Source organism: Streptomyces sp. NPDC058257 (assembly GCF_042881845.1).
GTDB lineage: Bacteria > Actinomycetota > Actinomycetes > Streptomycetales > Streptomycetaceae > Streptomyces.
Genome location: NZ_JBHVXJ010000005.1, coordinates 277,615 through 296,795 on the forward strand (window position 1 = coordinate 277,615; position 19,181 = coordinate 296,795).

Sequence of the window (19,181 nt, forward strand, 5' to 3'; positions counted from 1 at the left end):
GCTCACGCCGCCGACATGGGGGCGGGTGTCCGCGCCGTCGTGAGGAGTTCCGGGTCGTGGCGCGGTATCCGCCCGTGCAGGGACCGCAGCGCGGGGCCCGGATCCGCGCCCATGGCGTCGGCGATGCGGTGCCGCGCTTCCTCGAAGGCCAGCAGCGCGTCCGAGGAACGGCCGGTGCGGTACAGGGCGTTCATCAGTAGCTCGACCGGGCGCTCGCGCAGGGGGTGCGCGGCGACGATCCGGATGAGTTCGTGGACGTACTCGAAGGAGCGCCCGAGTTCGATCTCTCCGGAGATCCTGGCCTCCAGTACGGTGAGCCGCTTCTCGCGCCACCGGAGCCGCTCCGCCGCCAGGTAAGGGGCGTTGAGGCCCTCCGCGAATTCGCCGCGCCACAACGCCTACGGAGCACGGCGATACCCCCGAGGTACTCCAGCGGGAGTACGCGTGATCGCCACGTCCGGCTGACGCCCGGCGCCCACCGCGCGGTCTAGCGTTGCCGCCATGGACGAGCAGCGCGAACACGGGCGAGGCGGTCCGTCCCTGCCCTGGGGCGGACCGCCGTTGTGGCGGCACGGGCCGCCCTGGTGGAACCGGCGGGACGACGTGGGGGACGTACGGAGGCTGCCCTGGCTGACGACCCTTGCGATCACCGTGTTCGTGCAGATCGGCTCGGGGTACGCCGCCCACAGCCAGCTCGACCGGGTGGACCTGGACGTCCCGGCCCGGCTGCTGCTCCTCGCGGGCACGGCCTCGCTCCTGCTGCGCCACCGCTTCCCGCTCGCGGTCGCGTACTTCACGGCCGGGACCGCGCTGGTCTACCTCGGCGCCGGGTACGCGTACGGCCCGGTCCTGCTCACCGTCGCCGTCGGCTGCTTCGCCGCGGTCGTCGCGGGGTACAGGCGCGCCGCGTGGGGCGCCGTCGCGATGCTGTGGGCGGGGCATCTGCTGGTCGCGCACTGGCTCTACCGGTGGCTGCCGCCGGACGGCGACGCGCCGAGGACCTGGGGCGAGGAGATCATCGTCGCCGTCTGGGTCGTCGCCATCATCGCCGTGTCCGAACTGGCCCGCGTGAAGCGTGAGCAGTGGCTGAAGGAGAGCGCGGAGCGCGCGCAGGCCGCCAAGCGGCGGGCCGACGAGGAGCGCCTGCGCATGGCGCGCGAGCTGCACGACGTCCTCGCGCACAGCATCTCCGTGATCAACGTCCAGGCGGGCGTCGGTCTCGCGCTGCTCGACTCCGACCCCGAGCAGGCCCGTACGGCACTGACCACCATCAAGGCCGCGAGCAAGGAGGCGCTGGGGGAGGTCCGCCAGGTCCTGGACACCCTCCGTACGCCCGGTGACGCGCCACGCGCCCCCGCTCCCGGGCTCGACCGGCTGCCCGAGCTCGTGCAGCAGGCCGCCGCCGCGGGACTCACCGTCGACGTCGACACCCGGGGGAGGTGCGGGAAGCCGGCGCCCGGCGTGGACCTCGCCGCCTTCCGCATCCTCCAGGAGGCCCTGACCAACGTCGTACGGCACTCCGGATCGCGCCACGCGCGCGTGCTCGTGCGGTACGAGGGCGCGGAGCTCACTCTGCGCGTGGACGACGACGGCCCCGCCACCGGCGCGGACGCGGGCGGCAGCGGCAATGGTCTCGCCGGGATGCGCGAGCGCGCCGCCGCCCTGAATGGCACGATCGAGGCGGGCTCGCGCCCGGACGGGGGATTCAGGGTCACCGCGGTACTGCCCACCCGCATGGCACTTCAGGAGGACCAGTGATCCGCGTACTGCTCGCCGACGACCAGTCGTTGGTGAGGGCCGGTTTCAAGGCGCTGCTCGGCGCCCAGCGGGACATCGAGGTCGCGGGGGAGGCGGCGGACGGCGAGGAGGCGGTGCGCCTGGTGCGTGAACTGCGCCCCGACGTCGTCCTGATGGACATCCGTATGCCGCTGCTGGACGGGCTCGCGGCGACCCGCAGGATCACCGACGAGCCGGACCTCGGTGACGTCAAGGTGGTCATGCTGACCACCTTCGAGCTGGACGAGTACGTCTTCGAGGCGATCCGTTCCGGGGCGTCGGGCTTCCTCGTCAAGGACACCGAGCCCGAGGAGCTGCTGCGCGCCGTCCGCGCGGTCGTCGACGGCGACGCACTGCTCTCGCCGGGCGTGACGCGCCGCCTCATCGCCGAGTTCGCGGCCCGCTCCAAGGAGCCCGCGGACGCCGAGACGCTGGGCGAACTGACCGAACGGGAGCGGGAGGTGATGGCGCTCGTCGGCATCGGCCTGTCGAACGAGGAGATCGCCCGCCGCCTGTTCGTCAGCCCGCTGACCGCGAAGACGCACGTCAGCCGGACCATGGTGAAGCTGGGCGCCCGCGACCGAGCCCAACTGGTCGTCCTGGCCTATGAGTCGGGCTTGGTGCGCCCCGGCTGGCTGGGCTGACGAGCCGACCGGCGGCGCACTTCACCCAGCTCCGATCGGTCAAGGTCGGCGCATAGTGTATGCATATGCAGTTAATGCAAATGCATTTAATGTCGACGCAATGAACACGGCGTTCTCTGCTACCGTGCGATGTCATGGCGGCGAAGAAGGCCGAGCAAGGGCTCGTGGACCAATGGCGCGACATCCTCGCGGTGCACGCGCGCACCCTGTGTGAACTCGACAACGCCCTGCGTGAACACGGGCTCGGGGCGAGCGACTTCGAAGTCCTCGACGTACTGTCCGAGGGCGCCGCGGCCGACGGCGACTGCGGCTACCGCGTGCAGGACATCGCGGGCCGGATTCACCTGAGCCAGAGCGCGCTGTCCCGTCTCATCGGCCGCCTGGAGAAGGACGGTCTCGTGGAGCGCGCCATGTGCAACGAGGACCGGCGCGGGGTGCGGGTCGTGCTCACCGACAAGGGACGCCGACTGCACGCGCAGGTGCGGCCGCTCCAGCGCGCGGTCCTTGAGCGGATGCTCGTGGGGACCGCCTCCGCATAGCTGAACGACTCACACGCCCGACGTCTGGCTCCACAGCGCGCTCAGCGTGGTGTCGCCGGTGACATGCGGGAACGGCCCGCGGTTCCACAACGCGAGGTAGAGGTGTTCCGCGGGCCCCGACAGCTCGCAGTCGGCCCGCCCGTCGTCGCCCCGCTCCGTGGCGGCCGGCTCCCGCGAGAGGCGTACGGTCCACACGGCGTCAGCGTCGGTCGCCCGTACGCGCAGGACGCGGGGCTCCTGCGTACGCACCCTGCTGCGCGAGCGCGCGTGAAACCCCCGCAGCAGCTCGTCGATCCCGTCCGCCGCGAACTCCGTACCGATCGGGGAGGGCGCACCCGCGCGCGCGGACTCGGCGTCCACGCGGTGGATCGCCGTCTCGTTCGCCTGTCGCCGCGCCCAGAACGCGAGCGGGGACGGCGCGGGCAGGAACGCGAAACACCGCACGTCGGGCGCGGCGGTACGCAGCGTGGTGACCAGGTCGCCGTGCGCCTGCCGGTACCAGTCGATCAGCGCGGCGCCGTCCAGGTCCGGCGCGTCCCCCATGGGCCGCCGCGAGGTGTGCCCCTCGGCGACGAACGCCGCCGCCCACCGGTGCACCGCCCCCGTGTGCCGCAGCAGATCGCGGACAATCCAGTCGGGGCAGGTGGCCACCTTGGCGCCAGGACCGGCCATTTCGGCGGCACGGGCAAGCAACTGGCCTTCGGCGTCCAGGATTTCGATGTGCTCGGCAATCTCCATGCGGGGATTGTGCCGGACGGAGTGCGCTCGCATGCGCGTGGGCCTTGGTCACGCGCGTGCGTACACGCGGATGACGGCCGTGTCCTCGCCCTCGTCCTCCGACCACCCGCATCGCGCACCTCGTTCAAGCCGACCGGTTAGGGTGGCGGCGGGTGATAGGGCGTCAACGAATCTGACGGGAGGGGTAGGTGCATCGCATCTGCCGGATCGTCCGCGACGGAGTGCGGCAGTTGGCGCACGAGCTCATCGGCCCGGGCGGTGGCGTGTGACCGGTCGGCCGGAGCCCCCGGTGCTGCCCCCGGTGCTGCGCGCGCCGCTCGCGCTGATCGCGGCCCTCGCCACACTGACGGTCGTCGTGCTCGGCGTCCTGTACGCCGGTCACAGTCAGTCCGGCAGGGTGGACAGGTGGGTCGTCCAGCCGACGGCGGACAGCGTGCGGCCGCCGTGGCGGCGCGTGGCTCTCGCCACGGACTTCCTGGGGGAGCCCGCCGGATCGGCGATTCTGATCGTGGTCGCCGTGACGGTCTGCCTGTCGCTTCGGCGACCTCGCGCGGCGGTGCTCGTCGTTGCCGGGGTCGGCGTCACCGTGGTGACGGGAACGCTCCTCAAGTCCCTGGTGGGACGCACCATCCACGGCGCCGACAATCTGTCCTACCCGAGCGGGCACACCGCCTTCTTCACCGCGCTCGCCCTCGCGGTGGCCCTGCTCGCGACCGGCGGGCTAGGCCTCACCAGGGCGGCCGGTACGTCACTCGTGCTCGGCGCGGCGCTGGTCGCCGGCGCCGCCATGGGCTGGTCGCAGGTCGCCCTGAGCGCGCACTACCCGACCGACGTCCTCGGCGGGTGGTGCACCGCCCTTGTGGTGGTCCCGGCCACCGCGTGGCTGATCGACCGGGTGGCTGATGTCGGCCGACGGGAGCGCCGCTGACGCGACGTCACATCACCTCACGTCACGTCATGCCAAGCGGCGGAACACGGGCTTCACCGGCCGTCCGGCAAGCCAGGGGGTGGGGTCGGCGGCGTCAAGTGCCTTCCGGTACACCGCACATGCCTGGGACACCACGTCGACGGTGCGGTCGATGTCGGTGTCGTCGAGCGCGCTGCTCACCACGAACGACGGAGCGAGCACCCCGCCGGTCATGAGCTGGCGCAGGAACAGTGTGCGGTACCGCTGTGACGGCTGCCCGTTCTCGTCGAGGGTGGCGAAGACCAGGTTGCTGGCCCGGCCCCGGACGACGATGTGATCGCCGACGCCCATACCGGCCGCGGCCGCGCGGACACCGGCGGCCAGCCGCTCGCCCAGGGCGTGCAGCCGTGCGGTGATGCCCTCTTCCACATAGGTGGTCTGCACGGCCATGGCGGCTGCCAGGGAGTGTGTTTCCGCACCGTGTGTGGTGGACAGCAGGAACACCCGGTCGCCGGAGTGCCGAAGACCGCCCCACTCCATCAGGTCGCGGCGCCCGGCAAGCGCGGAGACGGCGAAGCCGTTGCCCAGCGCCTTGCCGAACGTGGAGAGGTCGGGGACGACGCCGTACAGGCCCTGGGCGCCCGCCTCGGACCAGCGCAGGCCGGTGATCATCTCATCGAAGATCAGTACGCAGCCGTGCCGGTCGGCAAGATCGCGCAGGCCGCTGAGGTAGCCGGGCGGCGGCTCGGCGTGACCGGCGGGTTCGAGGATCAGGCAGGCGACCTCGCCCTCGTACCGCGTGAGCAGCTCCTCCGTGGCAGCCAGATCCCCGTACGGGAACGCCACGGTGAGCTCGGTGGTCGCCGTCGGAATACCGGCGGACATCGGCGTGGTGCCGATGAACCAGTCGTCGACGGAGAAGAAGGGATGGTCGCCGCAGATGGCCACCCGCGCACGCCCGGTGACGGCGCGGGCGAGTCGTACCGCGGCGGTGGTGACGTCGGAGCCGTTCTTCGCGAACTTCACCATCTCGGCGGTCGGCACCGTCGCCAGGAAGCGTTCGGCGGCCTGGACCTCCACGATGGACGGCCGCACGAAGTTGCTGCCGCGGTCGAGTTCCCGCCGCACCGCCTCGATCACGCGTGGGTGGGCGTGGCCGAGGCTCACCGACCGCAGCCCTGACCCGTACTCGATGTAGCGGTTGTCGTCGATGTCCCACACGTGGGCACCGCGGCCGTGGCTGATGACCGGGGCCAGGTTCTCGGGGTACTGGTCGTCGCCCTTGGCGTACGTGTGCGCGCCCCCGGGGATCATGGCGTGCAGCCGCTCGTTCGCCTTCCGCGACCGGGGCAGGAGGAACTCTTCGGTCTCTTCGGTCTCTTCGGTGTCCACGCTGGCTTCAGCTCTCTTTCTGCTTCAGGACCTCGGCGAGGCTCGGCGCCTTCCGGTCCCGCTCGGACATCGACACGACCGGCAGCGGCCAGGCGATGGCGAGCTCCGGGTCGTCGAAGGCGATCGTCACGTCCTCGGCCGGATCGTGCGGCCGGTCGATCCGGTACGAGGTGTCGGCGGTCTCGGTCATCGCCTGGAAGCCGTGCGCGCACCCCGCCGGGATGTACAGGGTCACCTGCGTCTCGCCGGACAGCTCGAAGGAGGCCACGTTGCGGTAGGTCGGCGAGTTGGGCCGCAGGTCCACGACGACGTCGAAGACCTTCCCGTACGAGCACCGCACCAGCTTGGCCTCACCGGCTCCGGAGCGCAGGTGCAGGCCGCGCAGCACGCCCCGGACGGAGCGGGACAGGCTGTCCTGGATGAAGGCGTCCGGGTCGAGGCCCACCGAGCGGATCACGTCGGCGTCGAAGGTGCGGCAGAAGAAGCCGCGTTCGTCGGCGTACGGCGTCGGTTCGAACAGGTACGCCCCGTCGATCGCCGGGACTTCGGTCGCTTTCATCGTGTCTCCCGCAGGGCGTCGGCGTGGGTGGGGTCGCTCGCGGGGACCGCCGGGAACAGAGCCGCGGTCAAGGCGGTGAACTGGTGCTCAAGACGCCGGACGGCGTCCAGGTTCCGCTCGGCGAGGGTCCGCCGTAACTCCGCCGATCGCTCCTCCAGTTCCCGGAACTGCTCCAGCAGCCGGTCGGCGTCGACCTCGCGAGCCGGGTGGCGGAACGCGGCAAGACCCATCTGAGTCATGAGCGCGTCGCTCTTCGCCGCGTAGCTGAGTGCGAGCGTCGGCGTGCCGACCTTCAGCGCGCAGATCAGGTTGTGGTAGCGGGTCGCCACCACGGTGTCGGCAGCCGCCGTCTCCTTCATCAGGTCGGCGAGCGAGGCCGCCTCGGCAGCGGTGACCAGCGGCGAGTCCACCGCGTCGAGGATCGCGGCGACCACCGGCGCATCGCAGTCGTCGCCGGTGAGCAGCCGGACCGGCCTGCCGTCCTCGACGAGCGCGCGGACGAAGCGGGTCGTCCCGTCGAGGTAGCTCCGGTGGATCTCCTCGGCCCGGCCGCGGTCGTCGTTGTTGCCGTGGAAGTCCATGACGCCGACGCAGACCGGGCCCGGCGGACCCGAGGGCGTGCTCGCCGCAGGAGGCGGCAGCGTCGGCAGGGCGAAGGCGAGGTCCGGGTAGACCTCGTCGCGCGTGGTGTCCACGCCCATCGCCCGCATCGCGTCGCGGGACAGGGTGTCCCGGTACGACCGGTAGGTGGCAAGCCGCGCCGACCAGCGCACCAGGGCCCGGGTCGGCCGGTCGCCGATCGCGGCGGCGCCGACGCCGACGAGCGCCACCCGGGTGCCGACCAGGCGCCCTGACGCGCAGAGCAGGAACAGCGAGTAGGGGAAGCCCCACGGCCGCAGCGGCAGCGTGGCCTCGAGGACGCCCATGCCCGGCACGATCACCACGTCGTGCCGGCGCACCCAGGCAGCGGTGCGGAAGACGTCGACGAGTTTGCCCAGACCCTTCGCCGCGACCGCGCCCGCCCGCGACGCGGTCCGGTACTCCCCGCGATACCAGTGCAGCCGCGTCGCGGGGATCCGGTACCGGGTCGCGACGGCCTCGGGCCCGCCGCACAGCGCGTCCACGACCGCCTCCGGGTGCTCGGCGCGGAGGTAGCCGAGCACGGCTTCGAGCGACCCGTCATTGCCGAGGTTGCCGGAGCCGAGCAGGCCGAACACGCCGACGCGCACCGGGGTTTCGTCCGCGGACTTCATGCCTCCCTCCCTTCACGGCCTTCACGGCCCAACCGACCTTCACGTCCGGCGACGAGGGCATCGACGGAGAAGGTGAGCTGGGCCGGGTCGACCGGGGCGCGGTCCTCGACCCGCTCTCCGGCGCCCGGCCGGACCCGGCTGGTCATCCACGCGGCCAGATGGCGATAGCACGCGCGCCGGTCGGCCGCGGACAACGGCGCCCGCCGGATCGCCGAGACGAAGCCCAGGACGTACTCGGCGAGCAGCCGGGGCGTCGGGTGCAGCGGGCCCGCCCGGCGCGGGTCCAGGTTGACGCACCGGGAACGCTTGGAGGGGTTCGCCCGCTCGGCACGGGTGGGGTGGTCGCGGCGGAAGTACAGCAGCTCCGGCACCTGGTGGAAGGGACCGTGCAGACCGATCTCGGCGACGAACGTGCGATCCGCGTGGTGATAGCTGTCGTGCGGCTTCACCCGGCGCAGCACGTCGGCCCGCATCACCCCGTAGAAGTCGTCGCCGCCGGGCTCGAACAGCATGCTGCGGAAGCGCTTCGGCGTGCGTGGTGAGTCGGTGGCGAGCGTGTACTCGTAAGGGACCGTCACCTTGCCTTCGCCGTCGATGACCGCCTGGTCGGCGTGCGCGAGGATCACCTCCGGACGCTCGTCCAGGGCCTCCACGCAGCGTCGCAGCAGGTCCCGGGCGTACAGGTCGTCGTGCGATGCCCACTTGAACAGTTCGCCGCGGCACTCGGTGAACACGTAGTTGTGGTTCGGGGCGGCGCCGATGTTCCGGGGCAGCCGGATGTACCGGATACGTGAGTCCCGCGCGGCGTACTTGCGGCAGATCTCCTGGGTCCCGTCGGTCGAGGCGTTGTCGGAGATGACCAGCTCGAAGTCCTCGTACGTCTGGCCGAGCAGGGCGTCGAGCGCCTCGGTGAGGTACTCCTCGCCGTTGTAGACGGGCAGGCCGATGCTCAGCCGGGGTTGGGCGGTCATTGCGTCCTCACTTCGGGGATGGGGTGGTGGTGGCGCTCGCGCAGGGCGGACCGCAACTGCTGCCACCACACGGCCGAGCTGCAGACGGTCGCGACGGCGACGCCCCAGGCCGAGCCGGTCGTGCCGGCCACGGCCGCACCGCCGAGCCCGCCGCTGACATAGCAGGCGGAGGCGAACAGCTGACAGCGCAGGCTGCGCCGGGCCGCGGCGAGCGCGCGCAACCCGGCCGCCGCGCCGGTGCCGATACCGGCGCCCACGACGCCGAGCGTGGCGGGCAGGATGAGCTCCGAGGCCGAAGGCCAGACGTCGCCGAGCACGAACTCACCGGCCTGGTCCGGCACGAGAAGCAGCGCCGCGCCCCAGACCAGCGCGGCGGCGGCCTGTCCGCCGCCAAGGACGAGGCAGAACGTGCCGAGGCGGTGCGGGGCCTGCCGCAGCACCCGTGCCGCCTCCGCGACGGTGACCAGCGAAAGCCCCATCAGTACGGCGAGGAACGGGCCGAGCAGGAGCTCGGCACCCCGGACCGCGCCCACCGCACCGACCCCGACGATCGCGCCGAGCCCGTACGCCCGCAGCTGGCTCGCGCCACTGTTGCTGACGTTCTCGACCAGGTAGCGGTAGCCCAGGTCGCGCTGCTCGCGAAGCCACGTGCGCGCCCCGGCCAGCTGGGGCCGGATACCGGACTGGAAGCAGCCGTACACCGCGGCCACCGCGGCGGACGCGCCCCAGGCGAGCACGAACGCGGCCACGCTGCCCACGCGGGCCGCCACCACCATGGCGGGGACGAGCGCGACGCCCCACACGAGGTCGTTGACGAACGCCTTCTTGCCGGTGCCCGCGGCGAAGAACGCGAACCGCCAGGCGTCCTGCAGCAGCAGCGCGGGCAGGACGACGCCGAGGCAGGCGAACGCGGGTCCCACGCGGCCGCCGAGGCCGAGCCCGACCAGCAGACACAGTGCGCCGAGCGCGGCACCCACGCCGAGCGCGGCACCCGACGACCGGGCCACCGCCGTGCGCCAGGGCGCGGTCGGTACGCCGCTGAAGCGCACCACGAGCGGGTCGGTGGCGAGGCCGCGGGAGACGTTGAGCACCACGCCGTAGGTCACCCAGGCCAGGCTGAACACACCGAACGCGGTCACCCCGAGGGAGCGTGCCACGTAGATGCCCACCGCGAAGTTGGTCATGCTGGAGGCCGCCTGGTCGGCGAGGCCCCAGGAAAGGCGGCCGACCATGGCCCGCTTGGCGGTCCGCTTCTCCCCCTCGGCGGCCATCGGCGTCATGCCTTGATCAGCCCGGCACCCTGCAGGGCGCCGGCCGCGACAGCGACGGTGTCGAAGGGCAGCCCGGACCGCTCGGCGACGTCGAGCAGACTGTGCTTGCCGTCGGAGAGGTTGAGCACCCAGAGCATGGCCATCTGGGCCTGCTTCGCGTCGCTGCGTCCGCCGACCGCGTCGTACAACCCGCGTCGCCCCAACTGTGGTTCGCCGTAGGGGCTGAGGTTGAGATAGCTCCGGTTGCGGTCGAGGACGTCGAATGCCTCGCGGCAGACGGCGAGCGTGTCCGCCATCGCCTCCGGGGAGACGAAGTCCGGGTTGTCCGCCGAGGTGTGGTACTCCGGATAGTCGGCGTACGGGGTCCGGCTGAGCGAGCCCACACCGAGATCGAACCCGGGCGAGCAGAACTGCCGCTCGTCGTAGCCGTACGGAGTGAACTCCTTCACGCGGTGCGGGCGTTCGGACGCGGTGAGCACATGCCGCAGCACCCGGTCGATCTCCGCGTCGCCGCGCCTGCTCTGTTTGTACGTCAGCTGGCCCGAGTCGCCCGCGCAGGCAAGGACCACGCCGTGCTTGACCTGATCCACCCGCTCCCTGTTGCGCGCCAGCCAGGTGATCGCCCCGATGGTGCCGGGCGCGAAGATGAACCGGTAGGTGTAGTACGGCGTCCTCTCGGCCAGCTCCCGGGCCAGGAACGTCGCCACCGCGATGCCGGCCAGGTTGTCGTTGGCCAGCGACGGGTGACAGACGTGGCAGGAGACGATCACCTCGTCGGGGACCTGCCCGGGGACCACATGCTCGGCGTAGGTGAGGTGGCCGTCGGCGAGTGTGGAGTCGATACGCACCTCGTACTCGCCGTCCGGCAGCCCGTCCAAGGTCTCCTGGGCCAGGCAGAACCCCCAGTCCGGCTTGTAGTAACTGGTGCGGTACGGCACCCAACTCGGGTGCTCCGGCAGGGTGTACAGGTGATCGCGCAGCTCGGCGAGCGGCATGGTCCGCGACACCGGCACGCTGTAGCCGAGCACGTGCAGGCTGGACGCGGCGAAGTCCACGACACGGTTGCCGTCGGCGTCGGCGACGTACGCGTCGCGGATGTTCCACTCCTGCGGCACCGTCCAGTCGAGCACCTGCGTCCCGGTCGGCACCTCGTGCACCCGCAGCGGAACGTACTCGTCGACGATTCCCAGGGTGGCCCGCACACCGTCCCCCGTGATGCTCCGGCACAGCGGGTAAAGACGCGCCACCAGCGCGTGCATCTCCTCGCCCGCCGCGGTCATCGGCGCCACCGCAGGGTGTCGTCGACGGCGCCGGCGTCGGACGCCGAGCGCAGCACGGCGAGCCGGGTGAAGCGTCGCTCGAAGTCCTCCCGGGTCAGCCCGTGTTTCCGGTAGGCGTCGGCGAGTTCGAGCGCGCCCTGCTTGACCGTCCACTCGCAGTCGAAGCCGGGGATCGCGGCGCGGAACCGGGCGAAGTCCACCCGGTAGGACCGAGGGTCGGCACCGTTCTCCCCGGTGATCCGCACCTTCGCGCCGGACACCGCCTCGGCGACCTGATCGGCGATCTCGGCGACCGTGACGTTGTTGATCTCGCTGCCGATGTTGAACGCCCGGTCGTGCACGGCTTCGCGCGGCGCGGTCAGCGCGGCGGTGAAGGCCCGTGCGATGTCGGCGGCGTGCACCAGCGGGCGCCAGGGGGTGCCGTCGGAGAGCACCAACACCTCGCCGGACAGGAGCGCGTGGCCCACCAGGTTGTTCAGGACGATGTCGGCGCGCAGCCGGGGTGAGTAGCCGAAGGCGGTGGCGTTGCGCATGAACACCGGGCTGAAGTCGTCGTCCGCGAGCGCGTGCAGGTCGTCCTCGACCCGCACCTTGGACTCCGCGTAGGGGGTCACCGGGCGCAGCGGGGCGTCCTCGGTCACCAGGTCGTCACCGCCGGCGGCGCCGTAGACCGAGCAGGTCGACGCGTACAGGAAGCGCCGCACTCCCGCGTCGTGGGCGAGGCGGGCGAGTCGTACGGACGCGTGGTGGTTGATGTCGTAGGTGAGGTCCGGCGCGAGCGATCCCAGCGGGTCGTTGGAGAGCGCGGCCAGGTGGATCACGGCGTCCACCCCGGCCACGTGTTCGGCCGTGACGTCGCGAAGGTCCACCCGATGTCCGGACGGATCCGCGGGCTGCGGGCCCAGGACGCAGTCCGCGAACAGACCGGCGTCGAGACCGACGACTTCGTGCCCGGCGGCGGCGAGGACCGGGGCCATCACGGTGCCCAGATACCCCTGGTGTCCGGTGAGCAGTACGCGCAAGGTTCATTCCCCCAGGTTGGAAGTGTCGAGGTTGAGCGTGAGCTTGGTGACGGCGAACGCCTCGGCGTAGCGCGCGTGGCATTCGATACCGCGGATGCGTGCGAGACCGAGGAAGGCCTCCCGGTCGTACCAGGGCCGGTGCCGCTGCGAGGGGTAGTGCTCCTGCAACAGCCGCACCTTCTGTTCGGCGATCTGAGGCGACAGCGGCTGGTACGACGTCGGACGGCCGAGATCGCCGTCCCACTTGACGATCTCGTAGCCGAGCACGAGGTGGTCGCGGAACGCGGTGGGGATCAGCCGCGCCAGGCCGCGGTGGTCCTGGTGCGCGTCATCGGTGCGCGGAGCGAGCACGAGATCCGGGTCGCTCCGCGCGCGCAGCTCCTCGACCGCGGCCTTGGCCTCCTCCCACTGCGCGGGCAGTCGGCCGTCCGCCAGCTTGAGGACGGTCAGGCGCAGATCGGCGCCGGGGCAGAAGGCGGCGAGCGCGGCCTGCTCCTCCTGCTCCCGGTCGCTGCCGCCGCCGGAGAGCACGAGGGCGTCGACGCGGATGCCCGGGTGCGCCAGGCACATCGTCAGGAGGGTGCCGCCCGCACCGATGGCGATGTCGTCGCAGTGGGCGCCCACCGCGACGATCCGTCTCAGGGGTCCGGCCCCGAGCCGGATCACTGCCGCACGCCCACGGTGTCGCGCTCCCACACGGCCCACGGGCGGTCGCCCCGGGTGTAGGCGTCGTCGAGCGCGGCCCGCTCCTTCACGGTGTCGGTCGGCTTCCAGAATCCGCGGTGCTGGTGCGCCACAAGGCGTCCCTGCTTGGCCAGTTGGCCGCATCCGTCGGCGACCAGATCCCCGTTCTCCGGTATGTGGTCGAAGACCTCCTGGCGGAGCACGAAGTAGCCGCCGTTCTCCCACATCGGCAGTTCGCTCACCGGGGTGATGCCCTCCACCAGGCCGTCCTCGCCCAACTCCACGCAGTGGAACGAGGACTGCGGCGGCACCACCATCATCGACGCACCGGCGTCACGCCGGGCGAACCGGTCGATCATCTGGGGCAGCGGGGCGTCGGTGAGCACGTCGGCGTAGTTGGCGAGGAACATCTCGTCGCCGTCCAGGTGGTGGCGCACCCGGCGCAGCCGCTCCCCGATCGGTGACTCGATGCCGGTCTGCGCGAACGTGATCGTCCAGTCCGAGATGTCGGTGGAGAGCAGCTCGGGCCGCCCGCCCCGCAGCACGAAGTCGTTGGACGTCGTCTCCTCGTAGTTGAGGAAGAAGTCCTTGATGTGATGGGCGCCGTATCCGAGGCACAGGATGAACTCCGTGTGCCCGAAGTGCGCGTAGTAGCGCATGACATGCCAGATCAGCGGACGCGGGCCGACCATCGCCATCGGCTTGGGCACGTCGTCGGCGGCACCGCTGCGCATCCGCATCCCGTAACCGCCGCAGAACAGTACGACCTTCATGCTGTGCCCTCTCCAGACGTGGCCTCGACAATGCTCAGTTCCGGGATGGGAAAGACGAGACGGCCGCCCCAGTCGTGCACGAAGGACAGCTGCTCGACCAGTTCGGCCCGCAGGTTCCACGGCAGGACGAGGACGTAGTCCGGCCGGTCGGCGGCTATCTGCTCGGGCGGCAGGATCGGGATGCGGGTGCCCGGGGTGAACCTGCCGTGCTTGTAGGGGTTGCGGTCGACCGTATACGGGAGCAGGTCGGGCCGGATGCCGCAGTGGTTGAGCAGGGTGTTGCCCTTGCCCGGGGCGCCGTAGCCGACGACCGTCTCGCCGCGCTCGGCCGCCTCGATGAGGAACTTGAGGAGATCCCGGCGCACCTTGGCCACCCGGGCGGAGAACTCGGTGTACCCGGACAGCTCCTGAAGCCCGGCGGCCTTCTCCCGGTCGAGTACCTCGGCCACCTCCCTGGACGGCTCGCCGGCCACCTCGGCGGGCCGGGCCCACAGCCGGATGGAGCCGCCGTGCGTGGGCAGCAACTCGACGTCCACGAGGGCGAGTCCGCCGCTCGCGAGCGCTCGGGCCGCGGACGCGACCGTGTAGTACTGGAAGTGCTCGTGGTAGATCGTGTCGTACTGGTTCTCCTCGATCAGGGTCAGCAGGTGCTGCACCTCGATGGAGACCCAGCCGTCGTCGGCGACCAGGGCGCGAAGACCCTGGGTGAACCCGACCACGTCGGGGATGTGCGCGTACACGTTGTTGGCCACGACCAGGTCGGCCGGGCCGTGCTCGGCGCGGACGGCCGAGCCGGTGTCGGGGGACAGGAACTCCGTGAGTGTCGGCACACCCGCGTCCCGCGCCGCCGCGCCGACGTTCACCGACGGCTCGACGCCGAGGCAGCGGATCCCCCGGTCCACCACGTGCCGCAGCAGGTACCCGTCGTTGCTCGCGACCTCCACCACGAAGGCGTCGGGGCCCAGGCCCACCCGCTGTACGGCGTCGGCGACGAAGGTGCGCGCGTGCTCCACCCAGGACGTCGAGAAGGAGGAGAAGTACGCGTACTCGCTGAACGTCTCCTCCGGCGTGATCAGCGGAGGGATCTGCGCGAGCCAGCATTCGGTGCAGACCCGAAGGTGCAGCGGGTACGCCGGTTCAGCCTTGTCCAGTTGGTCCGCGGCGAGGAAACTCTCGCACGGCGGGGTCGCCCCCAGATCGACGACGCTCCCCATCGCCGCCGAGCCGCAGAGTCGGCATCGTGTCATCTACTTCCCCCATTTCCGCTCGCGCGGGTGCCCCGCCGCGAGTCAGTGCTTTCTTCCCCTACCGGCGGCGGGTTCTGCCCGCCGCCGTACCGCACCGCGATCGCGGTGCGGTACCCCTCCACCAGGCGCTCAAGACCGACGGCCGGGCTGAAGTCCCGTTCGTAACGGCGCCGGGCCGCCTGGCCCATCTCCTGGTTGCGGGCCGGTTCGGCCGTGATCCGGCGCACGCAGGACGCGAGCGATCCGGCATCGCCGGGCTGGTGCAGCAGCCCGGCCACCCCGTCCTCGATGAGTTCGACGAAGGAGCCGTGCCCGGCCGCGACAGCCGGGACCCCCGCCGCCATCGCCTCCGCGACCACCAGGCCGAACGTCTCGAGGGCCGTCGAGGGGGCCACCACGGTGACCGCCCGCGCGATGGCCTGCCGACATTGGGCCGGGTCGAGCAGGCCGACGTAGCGCACGTCGTCCCGGCCCGCCGCCCAGGCGGTCACCTCGTCCGCCAGTGGCCCCGCGCCCGCGATCACGAGCGGCACGCCCACACCGCCGTCCGCGGCGAGCGCGTCCCACGCGGTCATCAGCAGCCGCACGCCCTTGATCTCCGCGAGTCGGCCGAGGAAGAGCACATGCTCACCCGCGTCCGACCGGCGGGCGTCCGGGTCGGGCACGAAGTTGTGCTTGACCGTGAGGCGCTCGGGTGGCATTCCGGACCGTACAAGGACGTCGCGCTGCGCCGCGGAGATGCAGAAGAAGCGCTCCACGCCGGACCACCACCGCCGCCGGTTGACCGACAGGCTGACCGCGAGCGGCACCGTCGCGAGGCGGGAGTCGCGGTAGCAGCCGTGCCGGACGGCGGGCAGCGCCGTCGCCGACCCGACGCACTCGGTGCACGGCCGACCGTCCCGGTGCAGCGTGCCGGGTACGCAGACCTGGGTGTAGTTGTGCAGCGTGGCGACGGCGGGCACGCCGGCGTCGGCGCAGGCCGCGAGCACCGCGGGCGACAGGAGCGGGAAGACGTTGTGTACGTGCACCACATCAGGGCGTGAGGTACGCAGCCGGGTGGCGAGCTCCGAGCGGACCGCAGGATTCCACGGCACGAGCAGCGGCACCGCGGCCTTGGACGGGAGGGACCGGGCGGCGATGTCGTCGCTGCGCCGCTCGAACACCTCGACCCGGTGGCCGGCCGCGCGCAGCAGCCCCACCTCCTGGTCGACGACGACGTTCTCCCCACTCGGCTGCGCCGAGGAGTAGCGGTTGTGCACCACAAGGATGTGCATGGTTCAGATCACTTCCGGTCCTGGGCCCAGCGCGGGACACGTCGTCGAGGAATGGTGGGCTTCGGCTTCGGGAGGTTCGTGGCCGCGGCGGGGACCGCCAGGAGCGAGGCGGCCAGGGCGAGGTGCAGCAGATACGGCGAGGCGTCGCCGAGGCCGGCCTCGGTGTACGACGACATCGCGACGTAACTGATCAGGAAGATCGCGCAGGCCCTCGGCAGCGACGGTGGCCGTAGCAGCGCGACGCCGCCGAGCACGATGATGATCAAGGCCACGAGGGCGACGCCGATCAGGCCCTGCTCGTTGTAGACGGCCAGCCAGCTGTTGTCGATCGGAAGACCGCCGAACGACTTGTCGCCCAGGCCCCAGCCGAACATCTGCTCCGCGGTAGTCCGGGGCGCCGCGAGGAGGGCGTCCCAGACCTTGGCCCGGCCGGTGAGACTGCTGAAGTTCTCCTGGCTCTGCCCGCGCAGGAACCACGCCTGCAGCGCGGAGGCGAACCCCACCGCGGCCACCACGACGATCAGCACCGTCCAGGTGAAGAACCGGCGGGCGGCGGCGCTGGTCAGGATGAGCGAGCCGATCGCCAACGTCAACCCGACGATCAGGCCGAGGGTGGCCGTCCGGGTGTGGGTCATCGCGAGCAGGACGAGTGACGGCACGATGACGAGGGCCGCGCTTGACCTGTCGATCCGGCGGCCCAGTACGAGCAGCACGGTGAGGCCGATGATCACCGCGGCGTACTGTCCGATCTGCGGCGGGGTGAGCGGCCACAACGCGCCGACGAGACGCCCGCCGTACAGCTCGGGCAGGGCCGCGCCCGGCGAGATGAGCAGGCCGGCGGCCACCGACACGAGCACCGCGAAGTACATCCGGATGTGGCTCTGGACGAACGTCAGGCTGCCGTCCCACCACCGGCTGAGCAGCCACAGCGTGCCGACGAAGAGAGCGAGGCGGGTGCAGCGGAACAGCGCGCCGAACCCGACGTCCAGGTGCGCACTGGAGACCACGCTCGGCACGAGGAGCAGGGTGAGCATGAGCACGAAGGCGCTGGCACGGATGCGCAGCCGGAGATTGATGGCGAGCGCCAGCGCGAACGCGGCGACCAGCGCGCCCATGGTGACCAGCTGGATGAGGGAGCGGGGCAGCGGGACGATGGTCTTCGCCCCGGCGGAGCCGAGCGTGTTGAGGCCCAGCAAGGCCCAGACGATCCCGACGCTTCTGGGCGTGCCGGCCGGGCGCAGTCCGGTGCCGGGCCGCGTGCGCGCCGTGTCCGGTCCGCCGGGCGGCGGCCCACCGCTCCTCAGGGCCCCGCCCATCTCAACCACCTGCCCGTGGTGAGAAGGTGCTGTCCGCGTCCTGCTCGTACGGCGCGCGCTGCCACTGCCCGGAGTCGAGCACCCGGCTCGGGTCGTGGGCGACGAACTTCCACGCACCGAGATAGACGTTGTCGTGCCAGCGGTTGTGCTGCTTGAAGGTGATCGCCTCAGCCACGCCTTCGCCCTTGTACGGCGACCAGTCCGGATAGGTGCCGTAGTTGGCGAGGACCGCCATGCGGTCGCACCGCTCCGTGCACTTGACGACGGACTTGTCCAGGACGAAGCGGTTGTCGTGGATGTCCACCCGCTGGGTCTTCCACCGGCAGTCGGCCTTGAGCGGAGCCTTGGCGATCGTCGGCTTCGCGCAGCGGTCCTTGTCCTTCACCAGCAACGTGCAGTCACCGGACGAGGTGTTGGCCGGGCTGTGGCAGAACCGGTCGGCGTTCTCCCACAGGGTGATGCCGTTCCAGTTGTTCTCCAGCACGTTCCGGTATATCTCGATCTTGTCCGTGCGGGCTTCGACCCGTGGTTCGCCGCCGGCCTCGGACACGTAGACGGCCGCGTACGGGAAGTCGTCGTCGCGGTCGGCGGACCTGCGGCCCTGGACCCAGTTGTTCCGCCGGATCGTGTTGTCGCGGATGACCGCGTTGTAGCTGATCTCGTAGATCAGCGCGGCGCCGTCGTTGGCCTCGATCACGTTCTTCTCGATGCGGAAGTCGTTGTTGTTGGTGTCCGCCCACAACCCGGTTCCGCGGTTGTCGTGCACCCAGTTGCCGCGTATCTCTGCGCCGTCGACGGCCCAGAACTTGATGCCCCCGGTGCAGCCGCAGCCCGGCTTGCGCCGCTCCCAGTCGCCGGTGTTGTTGCCCACGATCTCGTTGTCCTCGACCACGAGGCCGCGAATGGAGTTACCGGCCTTGTACGCGTTCATTCCGTACTGTCCGTTGTCGCGCAGGCAGTTCGCGCGGACCCGCTGGTGGGCGCCGGCCATCAGTCCCGCGCCGGAGTTCCGCTGGATCGTCGCGTGCTCGATCACCCACCCGTCGGCCGACTCGTGGTTGACCACGCCCTCGTCCGGCGGAGACACGAACCGCTGCACGGTCAGATAGCTGATGGTGACGTCGGGGGCCTTACCGCTGAACGCGTACGCGTTCTTCTTCCGGCCGTCGAGCACCGCGCCCGGCGCGCCGATGTAGCGGTTCCCCTTCTTGGGGATCACCTGGGCATAGCGGTCCGGGTCGAGCCTGTGCTTGCCTCCTCGCAGCCAGAACGTGGTGTTCGGAGGGCTGCTCTTGGTCTTCGCGGCCAGGTCACCGACCTTCGCGGGATCGACCTTCACCGCGCCCGCCGGTGCCTTCGCGGGACCGGCCGCGGGGTTGGCGCAGACCCGGGCCACGGATCGGGCCGCGGACTTGGACGGCGCGACGGTCGGCTCGGCCCGGTCGCTCGACGCGCTGTCACAGCCGGTCGCCAACAGGGCGAGCGCCACTACGGGCAACGCCCGGTTCCGCCACTTGATCCCCACGCGTCCCCTC

Annotated in this window: 19 protein-coding genes; 4 read left to right on the forward strand and 15 right to left on the reverse strand. The window is 71.2% G+C overall.

Annotated features, from left to right (window positions below; genetic code table 11):
- Positions 1-2 precede the first annotated feature (2 nt).
- Positions 3-395, reverse strand: a complete 393-nt coding sequence (locus ACFVXC_RS16160; protein WP_389905756.1) for a BTAD domain-containing putative transcriptional regulator — start codon at positions 393-395, stop codon at positions 3-5.
- A gap of 106 nt (positions 396-501) precedes the next feature.
- Between ACFVXC_RS16160 and ACFVXC_RS16165 the strand changes: the two genes are divergently transcribed.
- The 3 genes from ACFVXC_RS16165 to ACFVXC_RS16175 all read left to right on the forward strand — a co-directional run bounded on the left by ACFVXC_RS16165 (position 502) and on the right by ACFVXC_RS16175 (position 2,959).
- A complete protein-coding gene (locus ACFVXC_RS16165) occupies positions 502-1,758 on the forward strand; it encodes a sensor histidine kinase (RefSeq protein ID WP_389905758.1) in 1,257 nt (418 codons plus the stop codon).
- A complete protein-coding gene (locus tag ACFVXC_RS16170; RefSeq protein ID WP_389905760.1) occupies positions 1,755-2,420 on the forward strand; it encodes a response regulator in 666 nt (221 codons plus the stop codon). The genes ACFVXC_RS16165 and ACFVXC_RS16170 overlap by 4 nt, the downstream gene beginning before the upstream one ends.
- A 134-nt stretch (positions 2,421-2,554) precedes the next feature.
- A complete protein-coding gene (locus ACFVXC_RS16175) occupies positions 2,555-2,959 on the forward strand; it encodes a MarR family winged helix-turn-helix transcriptional regulator (RefSeq protein WP_389905762.1) in 405 nt (134 codons plus the stop codon).
- 9 nt (positions 2,960-2,968) lie between these two features.
- Here ACFVXC_RS16175 and ACFVXC_RS16180 read toward each other — a convergent pair whose 3' ends face one another.
- Complete coding sequence (locus tag ACFVXC_RS16180) at positions 2,969-3,697, reverse strand: maleylpyruvate isomerase family mycothiol-dependent enzyme (RefSeq protein WP_389905764.1); 729 nt, start codon at positions 3,695-3,697, stop codon at positions 2,969-2,971.
- 265 nt (positions 3,698-3,962) lie between these two features.
- Between ACFVXC_RS16180 and ACFVXC_RS16185 the strand changes: the two genes are divergently transcribed.
- A complete protein-coding gene (locus ACFVXC_RS16185; RefSeq protein ID WP_389905765.1) occupies positions 3,963-4,625 on the forward strand; it encodes a phosphatase PAP2 family protein in 663 nt (220 codons plus the stop codon).
- A gap of 27 nt (positions 4,626-4,652) precedes the next feature.
- On the opposite strand, the gene ACFVXC_RS16190 is transcribed toward ACFVXC_RS16185, so the two are convergent.
- The 13 genes from ACFVXC_RS16190 to ACFVXC_RS16250 are packed head-to-tail and all read right to left on the reverse strand — an operon-like array spanning position 4,653 to position 19,171.
- Positions 4,653-5,996: a glutamate-1-semialdehyde 2,1-aminomutase gene (locus ACFVXC_RS16190; protein ID WP_389905766.1), complete on the reverse strand. Its 1,344-nt coding sequence runs from the start codon at positions 5,994-5,996 to the stop codon at positions 4,653-4,655.
- A 7-nt stretch (positions 5,997-6,003) separates the two neighbouring features.
- Entirely contained in the window at positions 6,004-6,555 is a 552-nt protein-coding gene (gene rfbC, locus ACFVXC_RS16195; RefSeq protein WP_389905767.1) for a dTDP-4-dehydrorhamnose 3,5-epimerase, read from the reverse strand.
- Positions 6,552-7,808: a polysaccharide pyruvyl transferase family protein gene (locus tag ACFVXC_RS16200; RefSeq protein WP_389905769.1), complete on the reverse strand. Its 1,257-nt coding sequence runs from the start codon at positions 7,806-7,808 to the stop codon at positions 6,552-6,554. Before ACFVXC_RS16200 ends, rfbC begins: the two co-directional genes overlap by 4 nt.
- Entirely contained in the window at positions 7,805-8,779 is a 975-nt protein-coding gene (locus tag ACFVXC_RS16205; protein WP_389905770.1) for a glycosyltransferase family 2 protein, read from the reverse strand. The genes ACFVXC_RS16200 and ACFVXC_RS16205 overlap by 4 nt, the downstream gene beginning before the upstream one ends.
- Positions 8,776-10,059 carry a hypothetical protein gene (locus tag ACFVXC_RS16210; protein ID WP_389905771.1) on the reverse strand — a complete coding sequence of 428 codons (1,284 nt, stop codon included), beginning with the start codon at positions 10,057-10,059 and terminating at the stop codon, positions 8,776-8,778. Before ACFVXC_RS16210 ends, ACFVXC_RS16205 begins: the two co-directional genes overlap by 4 nt.
- The gene (locus ACFVXC_RS16215) at positions 10,056-11,339 is read right to left on the reverse strand and encodes a DUF4910 domain-containing protein (protein WP_389905772.1); all 1,284 of its coding nucleotides are present in this window, start codon (positions 11,337-11,339) and stop codon (positions 10,056-10,058) included. The genes ACFVXC_RS16210 and ACFVXC_RS16215 overlap by 4 nt, the downstream gene beginning before the upstream one ends.
- On the reverse strand, positions 11,327-12,352 hold the full coding sequence (locus tag ACFVXC_RS16220; protein WP_389905774.1) for an NAD-dependent epimerase/dehydratase family protein: 1,026 nt from the start codon (positions 12,350-12,352) through the stop codon (positions 11,327-11,329). The genes ACFVXC_RS16215 and ACFVXC_RS16220 overlap by 13 nt, the downstream gene beginning before the upstream one ends.
- Positions 12,353-12,355: 3 nt before the next feature.
- Positions 12,356-13,018 (reverse strand): PIG-L deacetylase family protein, encoded by a 663-nt coding sequence (locus ACFVXC_RS16225; protein ID WP_389905775.1) that lies wholly within the window; start codon positions 13,016-13,018, stop codon positions 12,356-12,358.
- Positions 13,015-13,809, reverse strand: coding sequence for a sugar phosphate nucleotidyltransferase (locus ACFVXC_RS16230; protein WP_389905776.1), 795 nt, complete (start codon positions 13,807-13,809; stop codon positions 13,015-13,017). Before ACFVXC_RS16230 ends, ACFVXC_RS16225 begins: the two co-directional genes overlap by 4 nt.
- Positions 13,806-15,056: a class I SAM-dependent methyltransferase gene (locus tag ACFVXC_RS16235; RefSeq protein WP_389905777.1), complete on the reverse strand. Its 1,251-nt coding sequence runs from the start codon at positions 15,054-15,056 to the stop codon at positions 13,806-13,808. The genes ACFVXC_RS16230 and ACFVXC_RS16235 overlap by 4 nt, the downstream gene beginning before the upstream one ends.
- A complete protein-coding gene (locus ACFVXC_RS16240; protein WP_389905779.1) occupies positions 15,053-16,330 on the reverse strand; it encodes a glycosyltransferase in 1,278 nt (425 codons plus the stop codon). The genes ACFVXC_RS16235 and ACFVXC_RS16240 overlap by 4 nt, the downstream gene beginning before the upstream one ends.
- An 8-nt stretch (positions 16,331-16,338) precedes the next feature.
- Positions 16,339-17,646, reverse strand: coding sequence for an O-antigen ligase family protein (locus ACFVXC_RS16245; RefSeq protein WP_389905781.1), 1,308 nt, complete (start codon positions 17,644-17,646; stop codon positions 16,339-16,341).
- A 1-nt stretch (position 17,647) separates the two neighbouring features.
- The gene (locus tag ACFVXC_RS16250; RefSeq protein ID WP_389905783.1) at positions 17,648-19,171 is read right to left on the reverse strand and encodes a right-handed parallel beta-helix repeat-containing protein; all 1,524 of its coding nucleotides are present in this window, start codon (positions 19,169-19,171) and stop codon (positions 17,648-17,650) included.
- Positions 19,172-19,181: the final 10 nt, after the last annotated feature.

Excerpts from the sequence above, each read along its gene's own strand:
- ACFVXC_RS16165 (WP_389905758.1), top strand. The coding sequence starts at position 502 with ATGGACGAGCAGCGCGAACACGGGCGAGGCGGTCCGTCCCTGCCCTGG.
- ACFVXC_RS16175 (WP_389905762.1), top strand. The coding sequence starts at position 2,555 with ATGGCGGCGAAGAAGGCCGAGCAAGGGCTCGTGGACCAATGGCGCGAC.
- ACFVXC_RS16180 (WP_389905764.1), bottom strand. The coding sequence starts at position 3,697 with ATGGAGATTGCCGAGCACATCGAAATCCTGGACGCCGAAGGCCAGTTG.
- rfbC (WP_389905767.1), bottom strand. The coding sequence starts at position 6,555 with ATGAAAGCGACCGAAGTCCCGGCGATCGACGGGGCGTACCTGTTCGAA.
- ACFVXC_RS16200 (WP_389905769.1), bottom strand. The coding sequence starts at position 7,808 with ATGAAGTCCGCGGACGAAACCCCGGTGCGCGTCGGCGTGTTCGGCCTG.
- ACFVXC_RS16205 (WP_389905770.1), bottom strand. The coding sequence starts at position 8,779 with ATGACCGCCCAACCCCGGCTGAGCATCGGCCTGCCCGTCTACAACGGC.
- ACFVXC_RS16210 (WP_389905771.1), bottom strand. The coding sequence starts at position 10,059 with ATGACGCCGATGGCCGCCGAGGGGGAGAAGCGGACCGCCAAGCGGGCC.
- ACFVXC_RS16230 (WP_389905776.1), bottom strand. The coding sequence starts at position 13,809 with ATGAAGGTCGTACTGTTCTGCGGCGGTTACGGGATGCGGATGCGCAGC.
- ACFVXC_RS16235 (WP_389905777.1), bottom strand. The coding sequence starts at position 15,056 with ATGACACGATGCCGACTCTGCGGCTCGGCGGCGATGGGGAGCGTCGTC.
- ACFVXC_RS16240 (WP_389905779.1), bottom strand. The coding sequence starts at position 16,330 with ATGCACATCCTTGTGGTGCACAACCGCTACTCCTCGGCGCAGCCGAGT.
- ACFVXC_RS16245 (WP_389905781.1), bottom strand. The coding sequence starts at position 17,646 with ATGGGCGGGGCCCTGAGGAGCGGTGGGCCGCCGCCCGGCGGACCGGAC.